Origin of the sequence: Sphaerimonospora mesophila, assembly GCF_001417795.1 — a bacterium.
GTDB lineage: Bacteria > Actinomycetota > Actinomycetes > Streptosporangiales > Streptosporangiaceae > Sphaerimonospora > Sphaerimonospora mesophila.
The window spans coordinates 128978-152393 of sequence record NZ_BCBX01000045.1 but is presented as its reverse complement, the minus strand read 5'-3'; the positions used below and the strand labels follow the sequence as shown (position 1 = coordinate 152393).

The 23416-nt window shown below is 70.4% G+C and carries 16 protein-coding genes, 1 tRNA gene and 1 pseudogene; 12 read left to right on the top strand and 6 right to left on the bottom strand.

Annotated elements, in window-relative coordinates; genetic code table 11:
* Positions 1-10: 10 nt before the first annotated feature.
* A complete protein-coding gene (locus tag AP234_RS26650; RefSeq protein WP_055482476.1) occupies positions 11-631 on the bottom strand; it encodes a hypothetical protein in 621 nt (206 codons plus the stop codon).
* A 286-nt stretch (positions 632-917) separates the two neighbouring features.
* Between AP234_RS26650 and AP234_RS26645 the strand changes: the two genes are divergently transcribed.
* The 3 genes and pseudogenes from AP234_RS26645 to AP234_RS39685 all read left to right on the top strand — a co-directional run.
* The gene (locus AP234_RS26645) at positions 918-1448 is read left to right on the top strand and encodes an XF1762 family protein (protein WP_055482475.1); all 531 of its coding nucleotides are present in this window, start codon (positions 918-920) and stop codon (positions 1446-1448) included.
* The gene (locus AP234_RS26640) at positions 1445-2476 is read left to right on the top strand and encodes a DNA-methyltransferase (RefSeq protein ID WP_055482474.1); all 1032 of its coding nucleotides are present in this window, start codon (positions 1445-1447) and stop codon (positions 2474-2476) included. The genes AP234_RS26645 and AP234_RS26640 overlap by 4 nt, the downstream gene beginning before the upstream one ends.
* A 246-nt stretch (positions 2477-2722) precedes the next feature.
* Positions 2723-3838, top strand: a pseudogene (locus tag AP234_RS39685) (recombinase family protein); the annotation flags it as partial.
* 516 nt (positions 3839-4354) lie between these two features.
* Here the strand turns inward: AP234_RS39685 and AP234_RS26625 are convergent.
* A tRNA-Leu gene (locus AP234_RS26625) sits at positions 4355-4440 on the bottom strand.
* Positions 4441-4682: 242 nt separating this feature from the next.
* Here AP234_RS26625 and AP234_RS26620 point away from each other — a divergent pair.
* From AP234_RS26620 to AP234_RS26610, 3 genes are all read left to right on the top strand, one after another.
* The gene (locus AP234_RS26620) at positions 4683-5981 is read left to right on the top strand and encodes a M20/M25/M40 family metallo-hydrolase (protein WP_055482504.1); all 1299 of its coding nucleotides are present in this window, start codon (positions 4683-4685) and stop codon (positions 5979-5981) included.
* 190 nt (positions 5982-6171) lie between these two features.
* A complete protein-coding gene (locus tag AP234_RS26615) occupies positions 6172-6735 on the top strand; it encodes a hypothetical protein (RefSeq protein WP_055482471.1) in 564 nt (187 codons plus the stop codon).
* 248 nt (positions 6736-6983) lie between these two features.
* Positions 6984-9038, top strand: a complete 2055-nt coding sequence (locus AP234_RS26610) for a chaplin family protein (protein ID WP_055482470.1) — start codon at positions 6984-6986, stop codon at positions 9036-9038.
* 292 nt (positions 9039-9330) lie between these two features.
* On the opposite strand, the gene AP234_RS26605 is transcribed toward AP234_RS26610, so the two are convergent.
* Entirely contained in the window at positions 9331-9516 is a 186-nt protein-coding gene (locus tag AP234_RS26605; protein WP_055482469.1) for a DUF5703 family protein, read from the bottom strand.
* A 281-nt stretch (positions 9517-9797) separates the two neighbouring features.
* Between AP234_RS26605 and topA the strand changes: the two genes are divergently transcribed.
* The 3 genes from topA to tmk all read left to right on the top strand — a co-directional run bounded on the left by topA (position 9798) and on the right by tmk (position 16166).
* A complete protein-coding gene (gene topA / locus AP234_RS26600; protein WP_055482468.1) occupies positions 9798-12509 on the top strand; it encodes a type I DNA topoisomerase in 2712 nt (903 codons plus the stop codon).
* 80 nt (positions 12510-12589) lie between these two features.
* Complete coding sequence (locus AP234_RS26595) at positions 12590-13966, top strand: metallophosphoesterase (protein ID WP_235558391.1); 1377 nt, start codon at positions 12590-12592, stop codon at positions 13964-13966.
* 112 nt (positions 13967-14078) lie between these two features.
* Positions 14079-16166 (top strand): dTMP kinase, encoded by a 2088-nt coding sequence (gene tmk, locus AP234_RS26590; protein ID WP_055482466.1) that lies wholly within the window; start codon positions 14079-14081, stop codon positions 16164-16166.
* 174 nt (positions 16167-16340) lie between these two features.
* Here the strand turns inward: tmk and AP234_RS26585 are convergent, their stop codons facing one another.
* The 3 genes from AP234_RS26585 to AP234_RS26575 form a co-directional block, all read right to left on the bottom strand.
* On the bottom strand, positions 16341-17612 hold the full coding sequence (locus AP234_RS26585) for an acyltransferase family protein (RefSeq protein ID WP_055482465.1): 1272 nt from the start codon (positions 17610-17612) through the stop codon (positions 16341-16343).
* A gap of 203 nt (positions 17613-17815) precedes the next feature.
* Positions 17816-18457 carry a response regulator gene (locus AP234_RS26580; protein ID WP_055482503.1) on the bottom strand — a complete coding sequence of 214 codons (642 nt, stop codon included), beginning with the start codon at positions 18455-18457 and terminating at the stop codon, positions 17816-17818.
* Positions 18454-19692, bottom strand: a complete 1239-nt coding sequence (locus AP234_RS26575; RefSeq protein ID WP_055482464.1) for a sensor histidine kinase — start codon at positions 19690-19692, stop codon at positions 18454-18456. The genes AP234_RS26580 and AP234_RS26575 overlap by 4 nt, the downstream gene beginning before the upstream one ends.
* A gap of 157 nt (positions 19693-19849) precedes the next feature.
* Between AP234_RS26575 and AP234_RS26570 the strand changes: the two genes are divergently transcribed.
* The 3 genes from AP234_RS26570 to AP234_RS26560 all read left to right on the top strand — a co-directional run.
* Positions 19850-21067, top strand: a complete 1218-nt coding sequence (locus tag AP234_RS26570; RefSeq protein ID WP_431999114.1) for a DNA polymerase III subunit delta' — start codon at positions 19850-19852, stop codon at positions 21065-21067.
* A 149-nt stretch (positions 21068-21216) separates the two neighbouring features.
* Positions 21217-22047 (top strand): PSP1 domain-containing protein, encoded by an 831-nt coding sequence (locus AP234_RS26565; protein WP_431999115.1) that lies wholly within the window; start codon positions 21217-21219, stop codon positions 22045-22047.
* A 172-nt stretch (positions 22048-22219) separates the two neighbouring features.
* Positions 22220-23416 (top strand): alpha/beta fold hydrolase (locus AP234_RS26560; RefSeq protein WP_055482462.1); only part of this gene is annotated, 1197 nt, incomplete at its 3' end.

Here is a 23416-nt window from a genome sequence, read left to right as displayed (position 1 = left end):
TTCAACCGCATTAAACCGCAGGCTTGCCATCCGTACGCAGCCTGCTAGTTTTTCTCCGCCGTCGCCCAGTGCTACTTGTTTCGCCTGCTGCAGGGCAGCGTGCCCCGCTGCCGACCGTCGGGGGGGATGCGGCGAGAGAATGGGAGCCGGGATGGGAGGAGATCGCGGCGATGTGCCGTAGGGCGCGCTCGCCCGCGTACCGGGCCGCCTGGCACAGCCGGGGACGGACGTCGGCGGTGTCGAGGTCCATCCGGCGCAGGGCGTGCAGGTAGCCGGCCAGGATCTCGGAGTCGACATCAGTCGGCTCGCCATACGGGAGGTCGCGGGTGAGCGATGCGGCGATCATGCGGAGGGCGGGCATTGCCATGCCGACGGCGGCGACGGTCCACGCGCCTTTGCGCTCCCGCGACCGGGTGACCAGCTCCCGCCAGACGGCGTCGCGGATCTCGTCGGTGACGTGCCGGGCAGCCAGCAACATCCGCAGCTCCAGCAGGTTCACCTCACCTCTGGGGAAACGACCGGGGGCGAGCGCGGCGCAGTTCAGGGCCAGGGCCCCCGGTCCGGTGGCCAGCAGCCGGAACGAGGTCTCCGCGGTGTCGAGCGGCGAGCCGGCGGTGAGTTCGGAGCTCATTTCCCTACTCCAGTCCGAGAGAAAGTTCGTTGGTCTCGAAACCGGTTTACGCATCGCCTCAGAATTTGCTCAGAGCCGATTCAGAGTTCCACTTCAGAGATTTCTCATAATCCGCCGTCCGCGATCTCTAAGCCGTTCAGAGCCCACATGGCTCGCCTCAGAGGCCGATCTTGAGATGAGCTCTCTGAGCGGTCTCTGAGCCCCCTGCTGTCCTGGTCATGCGCCATCGGACCCGCCTGGCGGGCCGACGGTGCACGCATCCGGAGAAACGTGTCCCGACAACACCATGGGAAGCAGGAATGAGAACCAGACAATCGCCAACGAGCGCGAGGGCCTGAACGGCCCGGAGCGTCCGGAGAATCACCGGCTGGTGATTTCACCGGTGGCAACCCAGACCGCACGGGCATTCATCGCCTGGGCTCAGCCCCACCTCTCTCCTCCGGCCGAGGCTGCGTTCGCGATCGGTGTCCAGACCGGTGAGGGCACGCTCGTCGGTGTCGCGCTCGTAGGGTGGCCCGCCGCTGAGGTCTTCGACGACGGCGACGCCGCCGAGCTCCTCGTCCTGGCCACCGACGGCATGCCCGACGTCAACTCCGCGCTGCTGGACGCGGCCTGGCGCGAGGTCCGCGCGATGGGCTACCGGCGCCTGATCGCCTACACCCGCCTCGACGAGCCGATCACTGGCCTGTGGGACGCCGGCTTCCGCACCGTCCCCAGCCCCCTCGGATGGAGCGCGGTCAGCCGGACCGGTTCGCCGGGAGACGGCGACATCGCCCGCGTCCTGTGGGAGATCTGCGACGCCGGAGGCCGCCGATGAGCGGGCTGCGTGAGCCGTACTGGAGCGATGAGCAGGCGGCGATCTACCACGGGGACGCGCGTGCGGTGCTGTCCGAGATGGCGGACGGTTCTGTGGACTGCATCGTCACCAGTCCGCCGTACTGGGGGCTGCGGAACTACTGCGAGGGCCAGTACGGCCAGGAGCCCACGCCGGAGCAGTACGTGGAGAATCTCCGGGCCACCTTCGCCGAGGCCCGAAGGGTGCTCGCCGACGAGGGCACCTGCTGGCTCAACCTCGGGGACTGCTACGCGGCCAACTCCGACGGCTGGGCTCGCGGCAAGGACTACAGCCGCCGCCAGCCCGAGATACGGCCCAAAGCGCGGCTGGCAGTGCCGCCGAAGAACCTGCTCGGCATGCCGTGGCGGGCCGCCTTCGCCCTCCAGGAGGACGGCTGGATCCTCCGCAACGCCATCATCTGGACCAAGCCCAACGCGATGCCGCAGTCCGTCCGCGATCGGATGTCCAACCGGTACGAGCTGATCTTCCTGCTCGTCAAGCAGCAGCGGTACTGGTTCGACCTCGACCCGGTCCGCCAGCCCTACACCGGCGACCGCCCGATCACCCGACGGGCACGCTCCGGGGGCACCAAGGCGAACAGCATCCAGACCGCCTGGCCTCCGCCCGGCAAGTACGGCACCGACGGCGAGGACTCGGCCGGCACCCGGTACGGGGAGGCGATGCGGCCCACGGGTGAGCGGCATGCCGCCGCGCACCCCAACGGCAGAAACCCCGGGGACGTCTGGTCGATCCCCACCCGCCCGCTGCGGGCGGCGCACTTCGCGGCATTCCCGATCGACATCCCGCTCAGGGCCATTGCCGCCGGCTGCCGCCCCGGCGGCACCGTGCTGGACCCGTTCACCGGCAGCGGCACCACCGGCATTGCCGCCCGGCAACTCGGCCGGAAGTTCACCGGCATCGAACTCAACGCCGACTACTGCCAGCTCGCCCGAACCCGGCTCCTCACTGCCGCGGACGCGGCCCTCCCATCGGGAGGCGAGGGTGACTGAACAGCCACAAAGGGCCTGCTCAGGGCCTCCCAAAACGAGTGCCCAGGCGTACCCTGCAGCCCCGGCAGACCGCGAGAAGGAGGCCAGATCGCGGACGGCCGGGGCCAAGAGCAAGCGCGTCGTCACCGTGGTGCTGCCCGCCGAACCGCCACAGCTGACCGCGGGGGCGGCGCGCGTGCTCCTGCGCATCCTTCTGAAAAGTCACGCGGAGCTGACCAAGGGTCAGCGGGAAGAGAGGAATGCTGAATGATCCCGTTCGCCTTCTGGGGGCGAGTGTCCACCGAGGACAACCAGGACCCCACCTCGTCACGGAACTGGCAGTTGTCCCGGTCGCAGGCGCTGATCGAGCCACGCGGCGGTGTGATCGTCGCGGAGTTCTTCGACATCGACAAGTCACGATCGATCCCGCCGCAGCGCAGACCGCAGGCCGCGATCCTGCTCGACGAGCTGCGCAACCCCAACCGGGGGTTCGACGCCGTCGTGGTCGGTGAGCCCCAGCGCGCCTTCTACGGCAACCAGTTCGGCAACACCTTCGAACTGTTCAACCACTACGGGGTGCCCCTGTGGGTGCCGGAGGTCGGCGGGCCGATCGACCCGACCAACGAGGCGCACGAGCTGATCATGTTGATGTTCGGCGGCATCAGCAAGGGCGAGCGCAACCGGATCAAGATGCGTGTCCGCACAACCATGGAAGCCCAGGCCAAGATCGAGGGGCGTTTCCTCGGTGGCCGTCCGCCGTACGGCTACCGCCTCGTGGATGCCGGGCCGCATCCCAATCCGAGCAAGGCAGCCGACGGCAAGCGCCTGCGCCGGTTGGAGCCCGACCCGGTCACCGCTCCCATCGTGGGCCGGATCTTCTGGGAGTTCCTCCACGGCCAGGGCCTCTACCTGATCGCCGAAGGGCTCACCCGCGAGGGCATCCCATGCCCCTCCGCCTACGACCGAACCAGAAACCGCCACCGCAGCGGGATCGCCTGGTCGAAGTCGGCGGTGCGCGCGATCCTCCTCAACCCCCGCTACACCGGCCGCCAGGTCTGGAACAAGCAGCGCAAGCAGGAAGAGCTGCTGGACGTCCACGACGTGACACAGGGGCACATCACCAAGCTCAAGTGGAATCCCACCAGCCAGTGGGTCTGGTCCGAGAAGATCGTGCACGAGCCGATCGTGGACACCGGGACGTTCGAGCAGGCCCAGGTTCTGCTTTCCGCCCAGGAGCGGCCCGCCACCGAGCGGAAGCCGCGCAGGACCCCGCGCCCGTACGTGCTCCGCGGCCTGCTGTACTGCGGCGTCTGCACCCGGCGGATGGAAGGGACCTGGAACAACGACCGCCCGCACTACCGGTGCAAGTTCCCGACCGAATACGCGGTGGCCAACAAGATCGACCACCCGCGCACGGTCTACGTCCGCGAGGACCAGATCCTCGATGAGCTGGACCCCTGGCTCTGCCAGATCTTCACGCCCGCCAACCTCCAGCGAACGGTCGAGACCCTGCTCGACACCCGGGGCAGCGAGGCCGACCGCGTCGCCATCGAGGCGGCCAAGCGGACCATCGACGACTGCGACCGCCGGATGGCCCGCTACCGGACGACGCTGGACGCGGGCGGAGACCCCCAGGAGATCGGCAAGTGGATGGCCGAGACCCGGGCCGAGCGGCTGAAGGCAGAGGGCCAGCTGCGGGCCATCACCAGGAAGAGAGAGATCAGTGAAAAGGAGATCGCGGAGATGATCCCACGATTGGTCGAGATGGTTAAGGTCATCAAGAAGGCGGATCCCGCCGACCGTAACGAGCTTTACACGCAGATGGGCCTGCACCTCGTCTACGATCCCTCAGAGAGGATGGTCGTAGTTGAGGCCAAGCCCAACATGTACCAGAGTGCGTGTCCGAGGGGGGACTTGAACCCCCATGCCCATCACTGGGCACTAGCACCTCAAGCTAGCGCGTCTGCCTATTCCGCCACCCGGACGTAATGCCACACGCGAGACGTTCATCTCGCGTCGGCTGCTACAGGTTAGCACTCTCTGGGCGTTGCGTCATACCGCCGACTCGGCGTCGTACGCCCCCCGGACCGGGGTTGAACCCTCCCGCCCCGAAACGGGCAGGATGGAGGCGCGAACCGTACGGGAACCCGAGGTCGACGTGGCCCGACGGCCGCAGAGGGACCGGCGATCACGACGCGTGGGCCGGCAGCACGTGAGGGAGGATCCGATGACCCTGCTCAACGGGGAGGACGAGGTCGTGGAGCTGTGCCGCGACCTGATCCGCATCGACTCGACGAACGCGGGTGACAACGCGGGCCCCGGTGAGCGCGCTGCGGCCGAGTACGTCGCGGCCAAGCTCGCCGACGTCGGCCTGGAGCCGCGCATCCTCGAGTCCGACACCAACCGCGCCAGTGTGATCGCCCGCATCGAGGGGGCCGACCCGAACCGGGACGCCCTGTTGCTGCACGGTCACCTGGACGTCGTGCCGTTCGACGCGGCCGACTGGCGGCATCACCCGCTGAGCGGCGAGATCGCCGACGGCTGTGTCTGGGGCCGCGGCGCGGTGGACATGAAGAACATGGACGCGATGATCCTCGCGGTCGTACGGCAGCGCCTCGACGTCGGGCGCCGCCCGCCGCGAGACGTCGTCCTGGCGTTCACGGCCGACGAGGAGGCCGGCGGTCTCTACGGTGCGCACTGGCTGGTCGACAAGCACCCGGAGCTCTTCGAGGGGTGCACCGAGGCGATCGGTGAGGTCGGCGGCTTCAGCGTGACCGTCGAGGGGAAGGGCCGGCTCTACCTGATCGAGGCCGCGGAGAAGGGCATCGCATGGATGCGGCTGGCCGCGAAGGGGCGGGCCGGGCACGGTTCGATGCTCAACGACGACAACGCGGTCACCGAGCTCGCCGAGGCGGTGGGCCGCCTGGGGCGGCATGAGTGGCCGGTACGGCTCACGCCGACCGTGCAGGCGTTCTTCGAGGAGGTCTTCGAGGTCGAGGTGAAGGCGGAGGACGCCGAGGCCGCGGTCGCCGCGCTCGGACCGCTGGCGCGGATGATCGGCGCCACGCTGCGCAACACCGTCAACCCGACCGTGCTGCGGGCGGGGTACAAGACGAACGTCATCCCGCAGGCCGCCGTGGCCGAGGTGGACGGCAGGTTCCTGCCCGGATACGAGGACGAGTTCTTCCAGACGGTCGACGAACTGCTCGGGCCGAACGTCACGAGGGAGTTCGTCAACCACGACGTGGCGGTCGAAACCCCGTTCAAGGGACCGCTGGTCAAGGCGATGGCCGACGCGCTACAAGCGGAGGACCCGGGGGCGAAGGCGGTGCCGTACATGTTGAGCGGGGGTACGGACCTCAAGGCGTTCAGCCGCCTCGGCATCCACGGGTACGGCTTCACACCGCTCCGGCTTCCCCCGGACTTGGACTTCTCTGGGATGTTCCATGGCGTCGACGAGAGGGTTCCGGTGGATTCGCTCCGATTTGGGGTCCGGGTGCTTGACCGTTTCCTCGATTACTGCTGAGAAAGCTGTTGCGATCACGTGGCGTACCGCTACAGTGACTCTTCGTTGAGGGCTGGCTCCGCACCAGGCGGACCCAGCGGACTCGGGAGGCCACGTGACGTACATGCCGGAAGGACAGCGGAGGGCTCAGCCGTCCGCCGTCTGCCCGCGCGTGTCCGCGGTGTTTTCCGAGCCCGCCCGGGGAGGTCGGATGGCGCGGTTCGCGGCCGGCTCCCCGCTGGGTCGCCTTCTGGTCATCGGCGGATTGATCACCGTCGCATGGCTGCTTGGCGTGATCTACGGTGTGTTCGGCTCGGCCGCGTCCGTGGCCGGAATGCCGACGCAGTCCTCATCGCACGATGTCGTCGGGCCGGTGCTCTCCGACGTTCTCTCCGCGGCTGATTCCCCCAGCTCGGTCGTACCGAGCCGCCCGCTCGCATCGAGCGCGGGCGGGGACGCCGAGGCGGGTTCGTGGAGTTCCGGCGGATTCCCCACGGCGACGGAAAGTGCCTCGGCCAATGCCGAGGCGATGGCCGGGCGGACGGTCGACGGGCTCACCAGCCAGTCGAAGCCCCTGCTCCCATCGTCCTCCGCCAAGGACCACGTGGGTGACCACGGTCTGGTCCCACAGACGAGCGGTGCGTCGATGTTGTTCGGGGACCTCACGCGGAGCGTGTTCGAGCCGCACTTCACGAAGCTGCCCGCCCCCATGGCGGCAGTCGTCCCCCCGGTGGTCCGCACAGCGGCGGACGATCCTTCCTTCTCTCCTGACTGATCCCGCCATTGTCTCCGGTTCCCTCATCTAGGGACCGGATCGGAGCCTGCCTCGCGTGTCGGGCATCCCGTACGGGTCACAGGCCATGACATCTCAGGCACCCGTCACGCACTCGTACGGCGGGCTCCGCGGGTGACGCGGACTCTCCCAATCTCGTGACCGTCCACAGCCCCGCTGTGTCTCGGCGTGGACATCTGTTGCGAGCTGTCAGGTAACCCCCGAAAAAGAACCACCTAGGAGCATTCATCATGCGAACGTGGGCGAAGGGCTCAACCTCCGCGGCGTTTCTCGCTGTCGGCGTCATGGCACTTGGCAGCGGTACGGCTTACGCCGGCACCGACGGCACCGGCTCGATCGGCGGCGGCAACCAGGTCAACATCCCGATAACCCTGCCCATCGACATCAGCGGGAACGCCGTGGCCGTGGCCGGGGAGTCGGAGGCCTCGTCCCGGGGCGGCGCTTCCGTCGAGGGCTCGACCGCGGCCGGAGGCAACCGGACCTCCGGACGGCACAGCATCCTCGGCGGCAACCAGGTGGTGGCGCCGATCACCGCGCCGGTCAACGTCTGCGGCAACGCGGTCTCGCTGTTCGGCGAGTCCGAGGCCGGCTGCAAGGGCGGCGCGGAGGTCAAGGGCTCCCGGCGAGGCGGCGCGGTCGCGGCCGGAGGCAACCGGACCTCCGGACGGCACAGCGTCCTGGGCGGCAACCAGGTGGTGGCGCCGATCACCGCGCCGATCAACCTGTGCGGCAACTCCGTCGCCATCTTCGGCGACGCCACGGCCGGCTGCAAGGGCGGTGCTTCGGTGAGCGGCCGTCACAGCGCCGTGCGCGCCGGCGGCAACCGCACCTCGGGCCGCTCGTCCGTGCTGGGCGGCAATCAGGTGGTCGCGCCGATCACCGCGCCCGTCAACGTCTGCGGCAACTCCGTCGCCGTCATCGGTGAGGCGTTCTCCGGCTGCCAGGGCGGCTCGTCCGTGGGCGGCGGCCGCGATCGCGGTCACCGTGGGCACGACCACGATGGGCACGGCCACGACGGGAACGGCGGCGGACGCTGGAGCCGCCCCGGCTCCAGCGGCCACGACACCGACGGGCGTTTCTCCACGGGCGGCGGCACCCAGGTGGTGGCGCCGATCAAGACCCCGGTCGAGGTCTGCGGCAACGGGAGCGGCTCCCAGAACTGCCACGGCGGCCGGACGATCAGGAGGGACCGGCCGGGCAACTGGAGTGGCGGCAACCGCACCTCCGGCACCTCCTCGATCGGCGGCGGCAACCAGGTGGTGGCACCGGTCACCGTCCCGATCAACATCTGCGGCAACGCCATCGCGATCGCCGGTGACGCGTTCGCCGGCTGCCGCGGCGGGGCCACCGTGAAGAGCGGCTGGGGACGGCACGGCTACTGGGGCGCGGGTGGGAACCGTACCTCCGGACGGCACAGCATCCTGGGCGGCAACCAGGTGGTCGCGCCGATCACCGCGCCGATCAACGTCTGCGGCAACGCGGTCGCGCTCCTGGGCAAGGCCGCGGCGAACTGCAAGGGTGGTTCGTCGGTGTCGGGCGGCGTCGGCGGAGGCGGCAACATCACCTCCGGCCGGTACGGCATCCTCGCCGGCAACCAGCTGGTGGCGCCGATCACCGCGCCGATCAACGTCTGCGGCAACTCGGTCGCCGTTCTCGGCGACGCCGCCGCCGGCTGCCTGGGCGGCGCCCGGGTCGGCGGCAAGGGGTGGCACCGGGGCCACGGCTGGAGCAAGGCGCACAACTCCGGACGCGTCGGGATGATGCGCGAGACGCCCGCACTGCCGATGCTGTCCGGGCTCAAGGAGGCCAGCGGCCTTCGCCAGGAGATGAGCTCGGCCGCCGCTCCGTCGGCGCCGATCCTCGGTGACCTGGCGAACATGAAGGGCATGTCGGGCCTGCCGAGCCTGCCCGTCGCCGACACGGTGGTCGCCAAGTCGGGGGCCGCGAAGGGCAACACGCCGGTGGCCTCCCAGCCCGCCGGTTCGCTCCCGGTCGGTGACACGCTCGGCCAGGCGACCAGGTCGCTGCCGGTGAACAAGACGGTCGAGAACGCCTCCGGCGGGCTGCCGGTCCGTGACCTGACCCGCAACCTTCCGACCGGTGACCTGAAGGGCGCGACCGATCTCCTGCCGCTCGGCGACCTCAACCTGATGAGCGCCGAGCAGCCGGTGGGCCTGACCGGCATGAACCCCGCCTCGTTCGCCGCGCTGGTCCTGGGCGCCATGTTCGCCGCCTCGGCGAGCCTGTTCGCCCTCACCCGCAGGGTCCGCCTGCGCCGCAAGTAGGACGTCTCCACCGTAAATAGGACGTTCCCACCGTAAGTAGGACGTTCTGGAAGTACGTGCATGATCCGCTGCTTCCGCCTCCCGCGGAAGCAGCACCATCCGAACGCTCACCCTCGGCCTCCGTCGCTGCGGAGGCGGGGAATCTCATTCACTCACGCCTGGTGCCGGCGGGGTGACGCTGGACGCTCCTCCCTTCTTCGGGGGTGAGCATGGATGCTTTGCCCGTTCCGGGGGCGCGGCCCGGAGCGGGCAAAGCGCTTTTGACCCTTGTCTCGTACCGGAGTGGTGTCGCTCACATCGTCCGGGCGGCGCGTATGATCTTGCGACGTAGTCGGACACGCCTGCTGCCGTCGGGATACAGGCGCAGGCGCTCCAGCTCCCAGTTCCCGTACTCGGCGTGTTCCGTCAGCATTTGCCGAGCCACCTCCCGTGAGGTGCCTCGGGGCAGATACAGGTCCAAGTAGGAGTAGTCGAGCACAGCGATTAGTCTCCGAGGGCGTGCCTGAGAACCTGATGGGCTCTATTCTGCGTCCTCGTGGATAACAGGTCCAGGCGGGTTAGATTCCCGGATATAACCGGGTAGCCCGAGGGGAAGGGACTTGCGGCGGCAGGTACCTTCAAAATGGCCCTCCGGGGCGACGGGACCGACCCGGCCTTGTCCAGGCGGACCGGTGCCGAGCCGGAAGGACGTGGTATCACCTAGCCGGGAAGCACCCGGGAGTACGGGGAACGACAGCGGACAGCGAGGTAGGAAGCAGCGTGCCAGCCAACAACGGCAACGCCGGCGGAACCCGCCTGGTGATCGTCGAGTCGCCGGCGAAGGCGAAGACGATCGCCGGGTACCTCGGGCGCGGCTACATCGTGGAGTCGAGCATCGGCCACATCCGCGATCTTCCGGAGCGGGCCGACGACATCCCGGAGAAGTACAAGCAGGAAGCCTGGGCACGCCTCGGCGTGAACGTCGATCACGAGTTCGAGCCTCTCTACGTCGTGAATCCGGACAAGAAGTCCCAGGTCTCCAAGCTCAAGCAGCTCCTCAAGGAGGCCGACGAGCTCTATCTGGCCACTGACGAGGACCGGGAGGGCGAGGCCATCGCCTGGCATCTGCGCGAGGTGCTCAAGCCCAAGATCCCGGTCCACCGCATGGTCTTCCACGAGATCACCCCGCATGCGATCCAGGCGGCGGTGGCCAACCCGCGTGACCTGAACCTGCGGCTCGTCGATGCCCAGGAGACCCGCCGGATCCTCGACCGCCTCTACGGATACGAGGTCAGCCCGGTCCTGTGGAAGAAGGTCAAGCCGCGGCTGTCGGCCGGCCGCGTGCAGTCGGTGGCCACCCGTCTCGTCGTCGAGCGCGAGCGGGAGCGCATGGCGTTCACCGCCGCCAACTACTGGGACCTGCAGGCCGTGTTCGACACCGGCCGCGCGAAGGACGACCCGAGGACGTTCGGCGCCGCGCTCACCGGGGTGAACGGCAGGCGCGTCGCCCAGGGCCGCGACTTCGCCTCGACCGGCAGACTCAAGAACGCCGATGTCCTTCACCTCGACGAGGCCGCCGCCACCGAACTCGCGGCCAGGCTCGGCACCGCCGCCTACTCCGTCAGATCCGTCGAGCGCAAGCCGTACACGCGCAAGCCGTACGCGCCGTTCCGGACGACGACGTTGCAGCAGGAGGCGAGCCGCAAGCTGGGCTTCTCCGCCAAGTACACGATGCAGATCGCCCAGCGGCTGTACGAGAACGGCTACATCACGTACATGCGAACCGACAGCATCACGCTGTCGGAGACCGCCGTCGCCGCCGCCCGCGGCCAGGCCATCAAGCTGTACGGCTCGGCGTACGTGCCGGACAAGGCGCGCGTCTACGCGAGCAAGGTGAAGAACGCGCAGGAGGCGCACGAGGCGATCCGCCCGGCCGGGGAGGAGTTCCGTACGCCCGGCGAGACCGGCCTGAGCGGGGACATGTTCCGGCTGTACGAACTGATCTGGCAGCGGACCGTCGCCTCCCAGATGAAGGACGCGGTCGGCGAGTCGGTGACCGTGAAGGTCGACGGCGTCGTCACGGGCGCGCAGAACGTCACCGCCGGGTCGGAGACCTTGGAAGCACAGTTCAGTGCCAGCGGGCGCACGATCACCTTCTACGGGTTCCTGAAGGCGTACGTCGAGGGCGCGGACGACCCGGCGACCGACCGCGACGACTCGGAGAAGCGGCTGCCCACGCTCGCCGAGGGCGATCGGCTCACGGCGGCCGACCTGACCGCGGTCGGTCACTCGACGAAGCCGCCGGCGCGTTATACGGAGGCCTCGCTCGTCAAGGAGCTGGAGGAGCGGGAGATCGGCCGCCCGTCGACGTACGCGTCGATCATCGGGACGATCCTCGACCGGGGGTACGTGACCAAGAAGGGCACCGCGCTGGTGCCCTCGTTCCTCGCTTTCGCCGTCGTCAACCTGCTGGAACAGCACTTCGGCAACCTCGTCGACTACGACTTCACCGCCGAGATGGAGAAGGTCCTCGACGACATCGCCAACGACCGGGCCGAGCGGGTGCCGGAGCTGCGCCGGTTCTACTACGGGCAGGACGGCGGCGAGGGCCTCAAGGAGATGGTCACCGACCTGGGCGAGATCGACGCCAAGGAGATCAGCTCCTTCCCGATCAAGGGCTCCGACATCGTGATCAGGGTGGGGCGTTACGGGCCGTACCTCGACCGTGACGGCGCCCGCGTGAACATCCCCGAGGACATGGCGCCCGACGAGCTGACCGCGGAGAAGGCCGAGGAGCTGTTCTCCCGGCCCAGCGGCGATCGCGAGCTCGGGAAAGACCCGGTGACCGGCCATGTGATCGTGGCGAAGGACGGGCGGTTCGGTCCGTACGTCACGGAGATCCTGCCCGATGAGCAGGCTCCGGCGGCCGAGGGCAAGAAGCGGACGAAGAAGGCGGACGCCGCCAAGCCGCGCACCAGCTCGCTCTTCAAGTCGATGTCGCTGGACACGATCACGCTGGAGCAGGCGCTGGAGCTGCTGCGGCTGCCGCGTGTCGTCGGAGAGATCGACGGTGAGGAGGTGACCGCGCACAACGGCAAGTTCGGGCCCTATATCAAGAAGGGGACCGACTCCCGGTCGCTCACCGCCGAGGAGGACCTGCTCACGATCACGGTCGAGCGGGCCAAGGAGCTGTTCGCCCAGCCGAAGGCCCGGGGGCGGGGCCGGGCCGCGGCCGCACCGCCGCTGCGCGAGCTGGGCGAGGACCCGAACTCGAAGAAGCCGGTCGTGGTGAAGGAGGGCCGGTTCGGTCCGTACGTCACCGACGGCGAGACCAACGCGTCCCTCCGCAAGGGCGACACGGTGGAGGACATCACGATCGAGCGCGCGGCCGAGCTGCTGGCCGAGCGGCGGGAGCGGGCCCCGGCGCCGCGCAAGCGCGCCACGACGACCCGGGCCAAGTCGGCGACCAAGAAACCCGCGGCCAAGTCCTGAGGCCCCTGCCCAGCCGTACGGCGCGCGCGGCGGTGATCTCGGCCTCGTAGCATCTTCCCAACGGTGGAGGGGAGATCGCGGTGGGATTTCTGGTCACGGTCCTGGTGACCGTGGTCGTCGTGCACTACTACCTGTGGCGACGGCTGGTCAGGTCGACGACCATGCCCGGATCGCGCTCGCGCCGGTGGCTGACCTGGGCGCTGGTCCCGCTCGCCGTGCTGCTGCTGGCGGCCTTCGGGGGCAGCCGGGTTTTCGGCTCGGGGATCGGGTACGTCGCCTGGCCCGGTTACCTGTGGCTGGCGATCATGTTCTATCTGTTCGTGTACTCGCTGGCACTGGAGATCCCCCGGGCGATCGCCCTGCTGGCCGTACGGCGGGCCCGGCCGGCCCGGCGGACGGCCGCCGAGCCCCGGCACGCGCCCGTGCCCGGGACCGGCGCGGTGAGCGCGGCCGACCCGGTCGGCGCGTCGGCGACGACCGCCGTGGAGACCACGATCGCGGTGGAGACCAGGACCGGGGGCGACGCCGATCACGGCCTCGCCGGCCCGGCCGATCGCGGGCCCGGTCCGGACGAGGCGGCGATCGGCCGGCGGCTGTTCATCTCGCGTACGGCCGCCGCTGCCGTGGGCGTCGGCGCCCTGGCCACCGTCGGGTACGGCACGGGCGTCGCCCAGGGCGATCCGGTGATCGAGCGGGTCCCGGTGCGTCTGTCCCGGCTGGACCCCAGGATGAGCGGGTTGCGCTTCGCCGTGGTCAGCGACATTCACCTCGGGCCGCTGACGGGTCGCGGCCACACCGAGCGCATCGTCCGCATGATCAACGGCCTCCAGGCGGATGTCGTCGCGATCGTCGGGGACCTGGTCGACGGCACGGTGGCCGAGCTCGGTCCGCTGGCCACCCCGCTGAAGTCCCTGGAGTCCCGCTATGGGGCATATTTCGTGACCGGCAACCACGAGTACTACACGGCCAACGGCCCACAGGAGTGGATCGACGAGCTCGGCTCCCTCGGCGTACGGTCGCTGCGCAACGAGCGGGTGGAGATCAGCCATGCGGGAGCCGTACTCGATCTCGCCGGGGTGAACGACCTGAACGGCCAGGTGATGGGGGACGGGCCCGACATGGGGAAGGCCCTGGCCGGCCGGGATCCGGGGCGTCCGGTCGTGCTGCTCGCGCATCAGCCGCTGCAGGTGGAGCAGGCCGCCGAGCACGGCGTCGATCTGCAGCTCTCCGGGCACACTCACGGCGGGCAGATGGTGCCGTTCAACCTGCTCGTGCCGCTGCAGCAGCCGGTGGTGGCCGGCCTGGCCGAGATCCCACGGGCGGCCGCGTCATCCGGCGCCCCCGGGGCAGGACCGGACGTCACCCGGGTCTACGTCACCCGCGGCGCCGGCTTCTGGGGACCACCCGTCCGGGTGGGCGCCCCGCCCGAGATCACACTGCTCGAACTGATGCCGTGACCGGACTGCGCGGCGACGGCGAAAGTAATACCCTCAGGCGACGAGCGGTCAGGGCAAATCGGTCCGCTCCATCGTTTCCCAAGCCCAGCGAGCACCTGGATACGCTGACATCATGAGCACCCCTGGCCGGTCCGGAGCGCGACGCAAGACGCCGCACATGCTGGCGAACGTGCCGTATCGCAGGCTGTGGACGGCCGCGTCGGTCCACGGCCTCGGTGACTGGCTCAACATCATCGCGCTGACGGCCCTGGCGGGTAACCTCACCGCCGGGTCCGGCTATCAGGCGCAGAGCCTCGCCGTCGCCGGAGTCTTCGCCGCCAAGCTGCTGCCCTCGATCTTGTTCGGTCCCCTCGCCGGAGCGCTGGCCGGGCGATTCGACCAGCGGGCGACGATGGCCATGGCCGACCTGCTCAGGTTCGTCGTGGTGCTGACGATCCCGTTCGTCGGCGGCTACCAGTGGTTGATCATCGCGACCGTTCTGGTCGAGTGCGTGAACCTCTTCTGGGCGTCGGCCAAGGACGCGACCCTGTCCGGCCTGGTGCCGAAGGAGCGCGCTGGGGAGGCCGACCGGCTCAACCTCCTCGCGGTGTACGGCACGGCCCCGATCGCGGCGGCGCTGTTCGCCATCGTGTCCGCGGTGGTCGGCGTGATCGCGACGGCGGCGCGGACGACGTCCCTGCGCGCCACCGACATCGCGCTCGGCGGCGGCGCCCTGGCCTACCTCGTCGCCGGCATATTGATCTTCACGCTGCGGACCGTTCCCGGTGATCGTGCCCGGCACGTGCCCACGCCCTCGGTGTTCCGGCTGATCGCGGACGGCCGACGCCGCATCGGCCGCGCTCCCGCGGCGCGCGGGATGGTCACCGGCATGATGGCGACGCTCGCGGCCGGAGCCGCGGTGGTCGGCGTCGCCAGGCCGTACGTCCAGGCGCTGCACGGCGGTGACGCGGGCTACGGAGCGGTGTTCTGCGCGCTCTTCCTCGGCGTCGGATACGGCATGGTCTTCGGGCCGCGACTGCTTCCGGGGCTGTCGCGCCGCCGCCTGTTCGGGCTGGCGATCGTCGTGGCAGGTCTGACGTCGGCAGCGGCCGCACTGATCCAGAACCTGGTGATCGTCGTCGTGCTGACCGCGGTCATCGGCGCCTGCGCCGGTGTGGCGTGGATCATCGGCTACCCGGCGCTCGACCTCGAGACCGGGGACGGGCCCGACGTCCGGCACAGCCGTACGACGCCGTTCCTGCAGTCGCTCGGCCGCGTCGTGCTGCTGCTCGTGCTCGCCGTCGCGGGCGCGCTGGCGGCGGTCGTCGGCAGCCACCCGGTGTCCGTCGGTGGCGGGGCGGACGGGGGGCTCGGCTACCGGTTCGACGGGGCCAACGTGGTGCTGCTGGTGGCCGCGCTGCTGGTGGTCGTCGCCGGGCTCCGCGTGCTCAAGCGGCTGGACGACCGGCGCGGCGTCCCCCTCCGCGCAGACCTGCTGGCCGCGCTGCGCGGGGAGAAGTACGCACCCGAGGCGACGGCCGCGACCGAGTCGACCGGCCTGTTCGTGGCCTTCGAAGGCGGAGACGGCTCCGGCAAGACCACACAGTCGCGGCTGCTCGCCATCTGGCTGCGCGATCAGGGGTTCGACGTCGTGCAGACCCGTGAGCCGGGGGCGACCAAGGTCGGCATGCGGCTGCGGGCGATCCTGCTCGACGCCGCCCACCAGGGCCTGTCCGCCCGGGCCGAGGCGATGCTCTACGCCGCCGACCGGGCCGAACACGTGGAGAAGGTCATCCGGCCCGCGCTGCTGCGGGGCACCACCGTCATCTCGGACCGGTACGTCGACTCGTCCCTGGCGTACCAGGGCGCGGGCCGGGCGCTCGACCCGGACGACGTCGCGAGGATCAACGCCTGGGCGACGGGCGGGCTCGTGCCCGACCTGACCGTGCTCGTCGACGTGCCGCCATCGGTCGGGCTGCGCCGCATGGCCTCCCCCGCCGACCGGATCGAGGCCGAGCCGATGGACTTCCACGAGCGGGTCCGGCGGGAGTTCCGCGCCCTGGCGGCGGCCGATCCCGACCGCTACCTGGTCGTCGACGGCACGCTGCCGCAGCAGGAGATCTCCCGCCTCATCCAGGACCGCGTCCGTGAGATCATGCCCGACCCCGTGCCGCACGAGGCGGAGGCCACCACCGGCACGATGCCCGCGATCCGCGACTAGGGAGTGTTGAAAAAGTGCTGCCCGTCGCGAGCGCGGGCCCAGATGGACGCATCGCAAGGCGGAGGAGGAGCCCGTAGCGGAGCTACGGGCGACGACGACAACGCAGCGAGGCGCCATCTGGACCGTGCGTAGCAGGGCATGACTTTTGAAACACGACCTAGCCGCGCGCCGCGGTCACCCTCGCGCCACGGGCCGGGCCGTACGGCTGAGCACGAGCAGTCCCATGATGAGCACGCAGGTGGCGAGCGGCGGGAGCACCCCGGTGGTGAACCCGGTGAGCATGAGGGCGGTGAGCGCCGCACCGATCATCAGCGTGCCGGTGGTCACCATGCGGGCAGAGGCCGTGCCGGGCGGCTCCTCCATGCGGCCGAACAGGCCGACCAGCGCCAGCAGCACGACGGTCAGAGCGGCCAGCAGGAGCGGCATCCGCGCCCACCAGGAGAAGCTGCCCACCTCGGGCGTGTCCGCCCCGAACCCGAGCAGGGCGACCCCCGCCACCGTGACGAGCGCCGTCATGTGCCACAGGTAGAGCGTCATCATCCGGGGGGCGAGGGCGGTGAGCAGGAAGTCGACCGACGGCCTGCGGCAGAGCCGGTCGAGCGCCGGCCGCAGCAGCATCGACAGCCCGAGCTGCCCGGCGAACAGCGCGAGCATGCAGGCGCTCGGCGGCGCCATGTTCGACACCGCGCCGGGCATCCCGATCATGCTCGCCGGGTACGGCCCGGCGGCCACCAGACCGGCCACCATGCCGAATCCGGCGATCGACAGCGCCAGGGCGCGCCGGCCGGTCAGCCACTCCAGGCGTCCCTCGGCGTACAGGAACCCGACCTGGTGCACGGCGAGCCAGACGAACAGCACGTTCAGATAGCCGGCCCCCTCCAGCCAGGAGAACCTGACCACGTCCACCAGCACCGCGCCCGCCGCCAGCACCGGCAGCAGGCGTCCCGACCCCATCCGGCTCAGGTACGGCGTGGCCACCACGGCCAGCAAATAGACCACGAGGAACCACAGGAGCTGCCCCACGGTCCGTGCCGCCACCTCGACCGGCTGCGTGGGCACGCCGAGGGCGGCGAGGACGTACGGCAGCGGCAGCCAGACGAACGCCAGCGGCAGCACCGGCCAGGCGAGCCGCCGAAGTCGCCGCGCCACCCAGAGCCCGGGAGTCTGCCCCCTGCGGTCGGCGGACCGCCAGCTGATCGCGTTCGCGGCGCCGCCGGCGAAGAACACCAGCGGCATGACCTGGCTGATCCAGGTGACCAGCGGCGCCCCGGCCAGCGCGTTCCCGGTGGACAGCCGCCCGTCGCCGTAGACCAGCACCGGCATCGTCCAGTGCTGGACGACCACCAACACCATGCCGAACACGCGCAGGACGTCGACGAATCCGTCCCGGCCCGCCGGACCGGCCGGGACGCCCGCCGGGGATGGGGGGAGCATGGTCAGTGACATGGGGGAAACCGCCTCCGCTGAGATCGACTTCTCAAGCATCGCGAGAAACCCCGGCTCAGCGCAGCGGTGCAGACCCCCGTTTCGATCGGTCGGCTGAGACCACCCCCGACGGTGTAGCCACCTACACCATCGGCTCTGATCAGTGTGAAAGGTCGCCCCGACCGGCCCGGGTCAGTGTGAAAGGTCGCCCCGACCGGCCCGGGTCAGTGCGAAAGGTAGCTCAGCACGGCCAGGACCCGGCGGTGGCCGCCATCGCTCGGCGGCAGCCCGAGCTTGCTGAAGATGTTGCCGACGTGCTTGTGCACCGAGCGTTCCGTCACCGACAGGCGCGTGGCGATTTCGCCGTTGGCCCTGCCCTCGGCCATCAGGGCGAGCACCTCCCGTTCGCGCTGGCTCAGCGCGTCCACGGGATGCCGGCCTCGCCGTACCAGCAGTTGGGAGATGACCTCGGGGTCCATGGCGGTGCCGCCGTCGGCCACCCGTCGCAGCGCGTCCACGAACTCCGAGACCCTGCTGACCCGGTCCTTCAGCAGATAGCCGATGCCGCCGTCGCCGCTCGCCAGCAGCTCGGTGGCGTACGTCCGCTCGACGTACTGCGAGAGCACGAGGATGGGCTGGCCGGGGTGCCTGCGCCGCACCTCGACGGCCGCGCGCACCCCCTCGTCCCGGAACGTGGGCGGCAGCCGTACGTCGACGACGGCGATGTCCGGCCGCTGCTCGGCAACGGCGCTCACGAAGGCCTCGGCGGTGTCGACCGTCCCGGTCACCTCGTGTCCCTCGGTGCGCAGCAGCAGTGCCAGACCCTCGGCAAGCAGCACGTTGTCCTCGACGATCAGCACTTTCAACCGCACAGCAGCTCCACGGTCAGGGTCGTCGGGCCGCCGGGAGGGCTGGCCAGGTCGGTTCTTCCGTCGAAGGCCGCCGCCCTGCGCCTGATCCCCGACAGGCCGGTGCCCGCTGTCTCGTCCGCCGCGCCCCGGCCGTCGTCGGTGACGACGATGGTCAGCCGTCCGTCCGCCTCGCTCAGCCGTACGGACGCCGACGAAGCGCCGCTGTGCCTGGCCACGTTGGTCAGCGCCTCGGCCACGATGAAGTACGCCGCAGCCTCCACGGCCGCCGGCAGCCGGCCGATGCCGTCCGTCGAGGTCGTCACCGGTACGGCACAGCCCGCCGCAAGGGCGGCCACCGCGCCGGGCAGACCTCGGTCGGCGAGGATGGGCGGGTACATGCCGCGGATGATGCCGCGCAGCTCGGTCATCGTCTCCTCGGTGCTCTGCCGGGCCTCGGAGACCAGCCGAGCCGCCGCGGCGGGGTCGCTCACCATCATCCGTTCCGCGATGCCGAGGCGCATCGCGATCGACACCAGCCGGGCCTGTGCGCCGTCGTGCAGGTCGCGTTCTATGCGGCGCAGCTCCGCGCCGTGTGCGTCGAGGGCAGCCGCCCGCGTCTCGGTGAGCTGTGCGACGCGTTCCGCGAGCCGTACATGCTCGGGGGCGGTGAGGATCAACCGGGCCAGGTGGGCGTCGGCGGACGCCAGCCACGGGATCGTCACCAGGGCGAGGGCGGCGACGGCCGCGAAGTGGAGCGGCACGACGACGATCACCCGGAACCAGTTGTCGATGGGGACGCCGATCAGGTCGACGGTGTGCTCGGGCGGCGGCGCCCACCACCAGAACGGCAGGGACAGGTCGAACCCGAGCACGGCCCACAGCGCGAGCGCCGGAGCGACCAGCACCGGGCCGGTGACGAGATGGAGGGCCAGCCAGCCGGTGTCCCGCCAGGTCATCGGGTCGTTCAGGGTCAGCCGGGCCCGGTTGAGAATGCCCGACCGCGGGCCGTACCGCGCCTCGACCGGCCGGCCGAGCCAGTGCGAGGCGAGCCGTCGGGCGAGCCCGGCGACCGCGCGGTTCACCCGCGCCGTGTACGGCAGCAGCAGCAGGCCGACGAACGTCACGCTGAGCAGCAGCGACACCAGGAACTGCAGGAGAGCGAGCACGCAGAGGGGGACGAGCAGCAGGCTGAGAAGCAGGTGGCCGGTGCCGCGTGCGCCCCGCCCCGCGCGCCGAACGATGCCTCCCACGAAGGCAAGACTATTTGGTGGATGAATCCGGCGGTTCATCCCGGCGTACGGCTTGCGCACGGTATGACGAGGTCCGGCCCCGCGGCCGCCGGCGGCGGACAGGGCTCGAGGAAAGGGCTCGAGGACAGGGTTCGCGGACACGCACTAGGTTGAGAGCGTGGATGACGTGGGCGGCGTGTTCGCCGATCTGGTGGGGCAGGACCAGGCGGTCGGCGTGCTCAGGAGGGCGGCCGCGGCGGCGGCGGAGACGGTCGCCGGTGGTCGTGGTACGGGCATGACCCACGCCTGGCTGTTCACCGGGCCGCCGGGATCAGGCAGATCGAGCGCGGCCCGGGCGTTCGCCGCCGCCCTGCTCTGCGACGCGCCGGGACGGCAGGCGGCGGACCGGGGGTGCGGCCACTGTGAGGCATGCCATCTGGTGGGGGTCGGCTCGCACCCCGACCTGACCCGGGTGCGCCCCGAGGGACTGTCGTACAGCGTCCGGCAGACCCGCGACCTGGTGCTCAAGGCGGCGGGGGCGCCGACGCTCGGCAAGTGGCGGATCGTCCTGTTCGAAGACGCCGACCGGGTGACGGAGGCGGCGGCCAACGCGCTGCTGAAGGCGATCGAGGAGCCGCCGGCGCGGACCGTGTGGCTGCTGTGCGCGCCCTCGCCGGACGACATGATCATCACGATCAGGTCACGCTGCCGCGTGGTGACCCTGCGTACCCCACCGGCGGAGGCGGTCGCGCGGATGCTGACCGAGCGCGACGGCGTCCCGCCCGACATGGCGCTGTTCGCCGCCCGGGCCGCGCAGGGCCACATCGGCCGGGCGCGCCGGCTCGCCCTCGACGAGGAGGTACGGCGACGCCGCGCCGACGTGCTGTCGATTCCCGGCTCCCTGGGCGGCGTGGGGGACTGTGTCGTCGCCGCGGAGCGCCTGGTCAAGACCTCCACCGAGGAGGCGGACGCGGCCACGGCCGAGCTCAACGAGACCGAGACGGCCGAGCTGCGCAAGGTGTACGGCGAGGGCTCGTCCGGCAAGGGGCTCAACAGGGGGCTGGTACGCGGCGGCGCCGGGGCGCTGAAGGAGCTGGAGACGCTGCAGAAGTCCCGGGCGACCCGGATCAAGCGCGACTCCCTGGATCTCGCCCTGCTCGATCTGGCGGCGTTCTACCGCGATGTGCTCGCCGTACAGTTCGGCGCGGGCGTCGAGCTGACGAACGAGGACCGCAGGCGGGAGATCGAGGCGCTGGCGCGCGGTTCTTCGCCCGAGGACACGCTGCGCCGCACCCGGGCCATCATGAGGTGCCGCGAACGGCTCGCCGCGAACGTCAACCCCCAGATCGCGGTGGAGGCGATGACCCTCGCCCTGCGATCTCCCGGTGTCGGATAGTCCTGTGTCTGATAGCCCGGTGTCTGATAGCCCAGGCCGCTGTCGGCGCGTTGCCACGCCGTGACCGCCCTTTTGCTTCGGCGCGTATCGTGGGGGGCGGGCGGAAGCCGTACCGGGATCGGAGGAGGGCCGGGCTCTTGGGCATGATCATGGCCGTGAGCTTCACTCGTTACGGACGGCTCTACTACCTCGATCCCGGCGGACACTCCCCGAAGGTGGGGGACAAGGTGCTCGTGCCCACCGACTCCGGCCCGGAGGTGGCCGAGTGCGTGTGGGCCCCGCAGTACGTCAGCGAGGACATCGACGGTCTGCCGGTCTGCCAGGGTCTGGCCGCCGACGAGCACCTGACCCGCGACGAGAGCAACCGCGTCCGCAGGGCGGAGGCGCGCAGCGTGTCGAAGCGTCTCATCAAGCGGCACGACCTGCCGATGAAGGTGGTCGGGGTCGACTACCTGGACGCCGACAACGTCTTCACCGTCTATTTCTCCGCGCCGCACCGGGTCGACTTCCGTGCCCTGGTCAGAGACCTGGCCAGGAACCTCAGGGCCCGGGTCGAACTGCGGCAGATCGGGCCGCGTGACGAGGCCAGGCTGCAGGGCGGCATCGGGCCGTGCGGACGCGATCTGTGCTGCGCGACGTTCCTCAAGGACTTCGAGCCGGTCTCGGTCCGGATGGCGAAGGACCAGGACCTGCCGGTGAACCCGCTCAGGATCGCCGGCGCGTGCGGGCGCTTGATGTGCTGCCTGAAGTACGAGCACCCGCTCTACCAGGAGTTCCGGGCCTCCGCACCGCGTGCGGGGACCGCCGTCGACACCCCGGAGGGTCCCGGCACTGTGGTCGGCCACAACGTGCCGGGCGACTCGGTGATCGTCCGGCTGAACGACGGCGGCCGCCGGTGCGCCTGCTCCAGGGCGAGCGTGTGCTCTCCACGCAAACAGCACGACGAGATGTACGGCAAAGCGGACGACGCGGAAACCTAGATCGTCCTGCCGGGAAAAGAGCTGGAGCCGCAAGAACGTTTCCGGCTGGCTCCCGCTTTCGGTTGACGGCATGCTGGTCGGCGGCAGAGGAGACGGCGGACGACCGATGGGCCGGGGGTTCGCCGCCCTTCTCTGCCGTTCTCTGCCGTTTTTGACGTGGAAGCGGGGGGCCATGGGCCGGACAGACGACAGGGGCGGCACGGGCGACGCCGACGGATGGTCGCCGGGTGCGCGGCGCTCCCCCGAGCCGGAGTCCCGGCCGGGAACGCGCGGCGAGCGTGGCGTGATCCGTCGCCTCGCGGCAGCGGCTGCCGCCTCGGCTCTGCTCCTGGCCGGTTGCACCTCCGCAGCGCGTGGGGACGGCGCCCCGCCGGAGGCGGCTCGGACGGCCGACACGAACGCGGCGGCCGAGGCCCCCACCCCCGGGCTGCGGCCGTTCTACGGTCAGCGAGCGGCGTGGCGCGACTGCGGCGGGGGATTCGAGTGCGCCCGGATCCAGGTGCCGCTCGACTACGCCGATCCATCCGGCGAGCGGATCGAGCTGAGCGTGATCCGGCTGCCCGCTTCGGGCAAGCGGATGGGCTCGCTGCTCATCAACCCCGGCGGTCCCGGCGGCTCGGGGGTCGACTACGCCCGCATGGCCGGCGCCCAGTTCACCGACGCGATACGCGCGAAGTTCGACATCGTCGGCTTCGACCCGCGCGGCGTCGGCGAGTCGTCCCCGGTCCGGTGCATGTCGAGCAGGGAGCTCGACGCCTACTTCGCCCTGGACACCAGCCCCGACGCCCCCGACGAGGCCACCGCGCTGGAGACCGGCTCGAAGACGTTCGCCGACCGATGCGGGGCGGGGCGATCACGCCGGCTGCTCCCGTTCGTCGGCACGCCTGACGCGGCCAGGGACATGGACGTGCTGCGCGCGGTCCTGGGCGACTCCGGCCTCACCTATCTCGGCAAGTCGTACGGCACCTATCTCGGCGCGGTCTACGCGGGTCTGTTCCCCAAGCGGGTGCGTGCCCTGGCCCTCGACGGAGCCGTCGATCCGGCCGTCCCGACGCTGAAGTCCGAGCTCGTCCAGGCCAAGGGCTTCGAGGTCGCGCTGAAGGCGTTCGTCGAGGACTGCGTCAAGGACGCCGCCTGTCCCTTCACCGGACGTACGGTCGACGGCGCGCTGCAGGAGATCACCGACCTGCTGAAGCGGGCCGACCGGAAACCGCTGAAGAACGACCTCGCGGACGGCCGCGAGATCAACGAGTCATGGACGATCACCGGCATCATCACCCCGCTCTACGAACGCGAGGCGTGGCCGTTGCTGCGCCGGGCCCTGGGCCGTGCGCTCAAGGAGGGGAACGGCACGGACCTGCTGCGCATG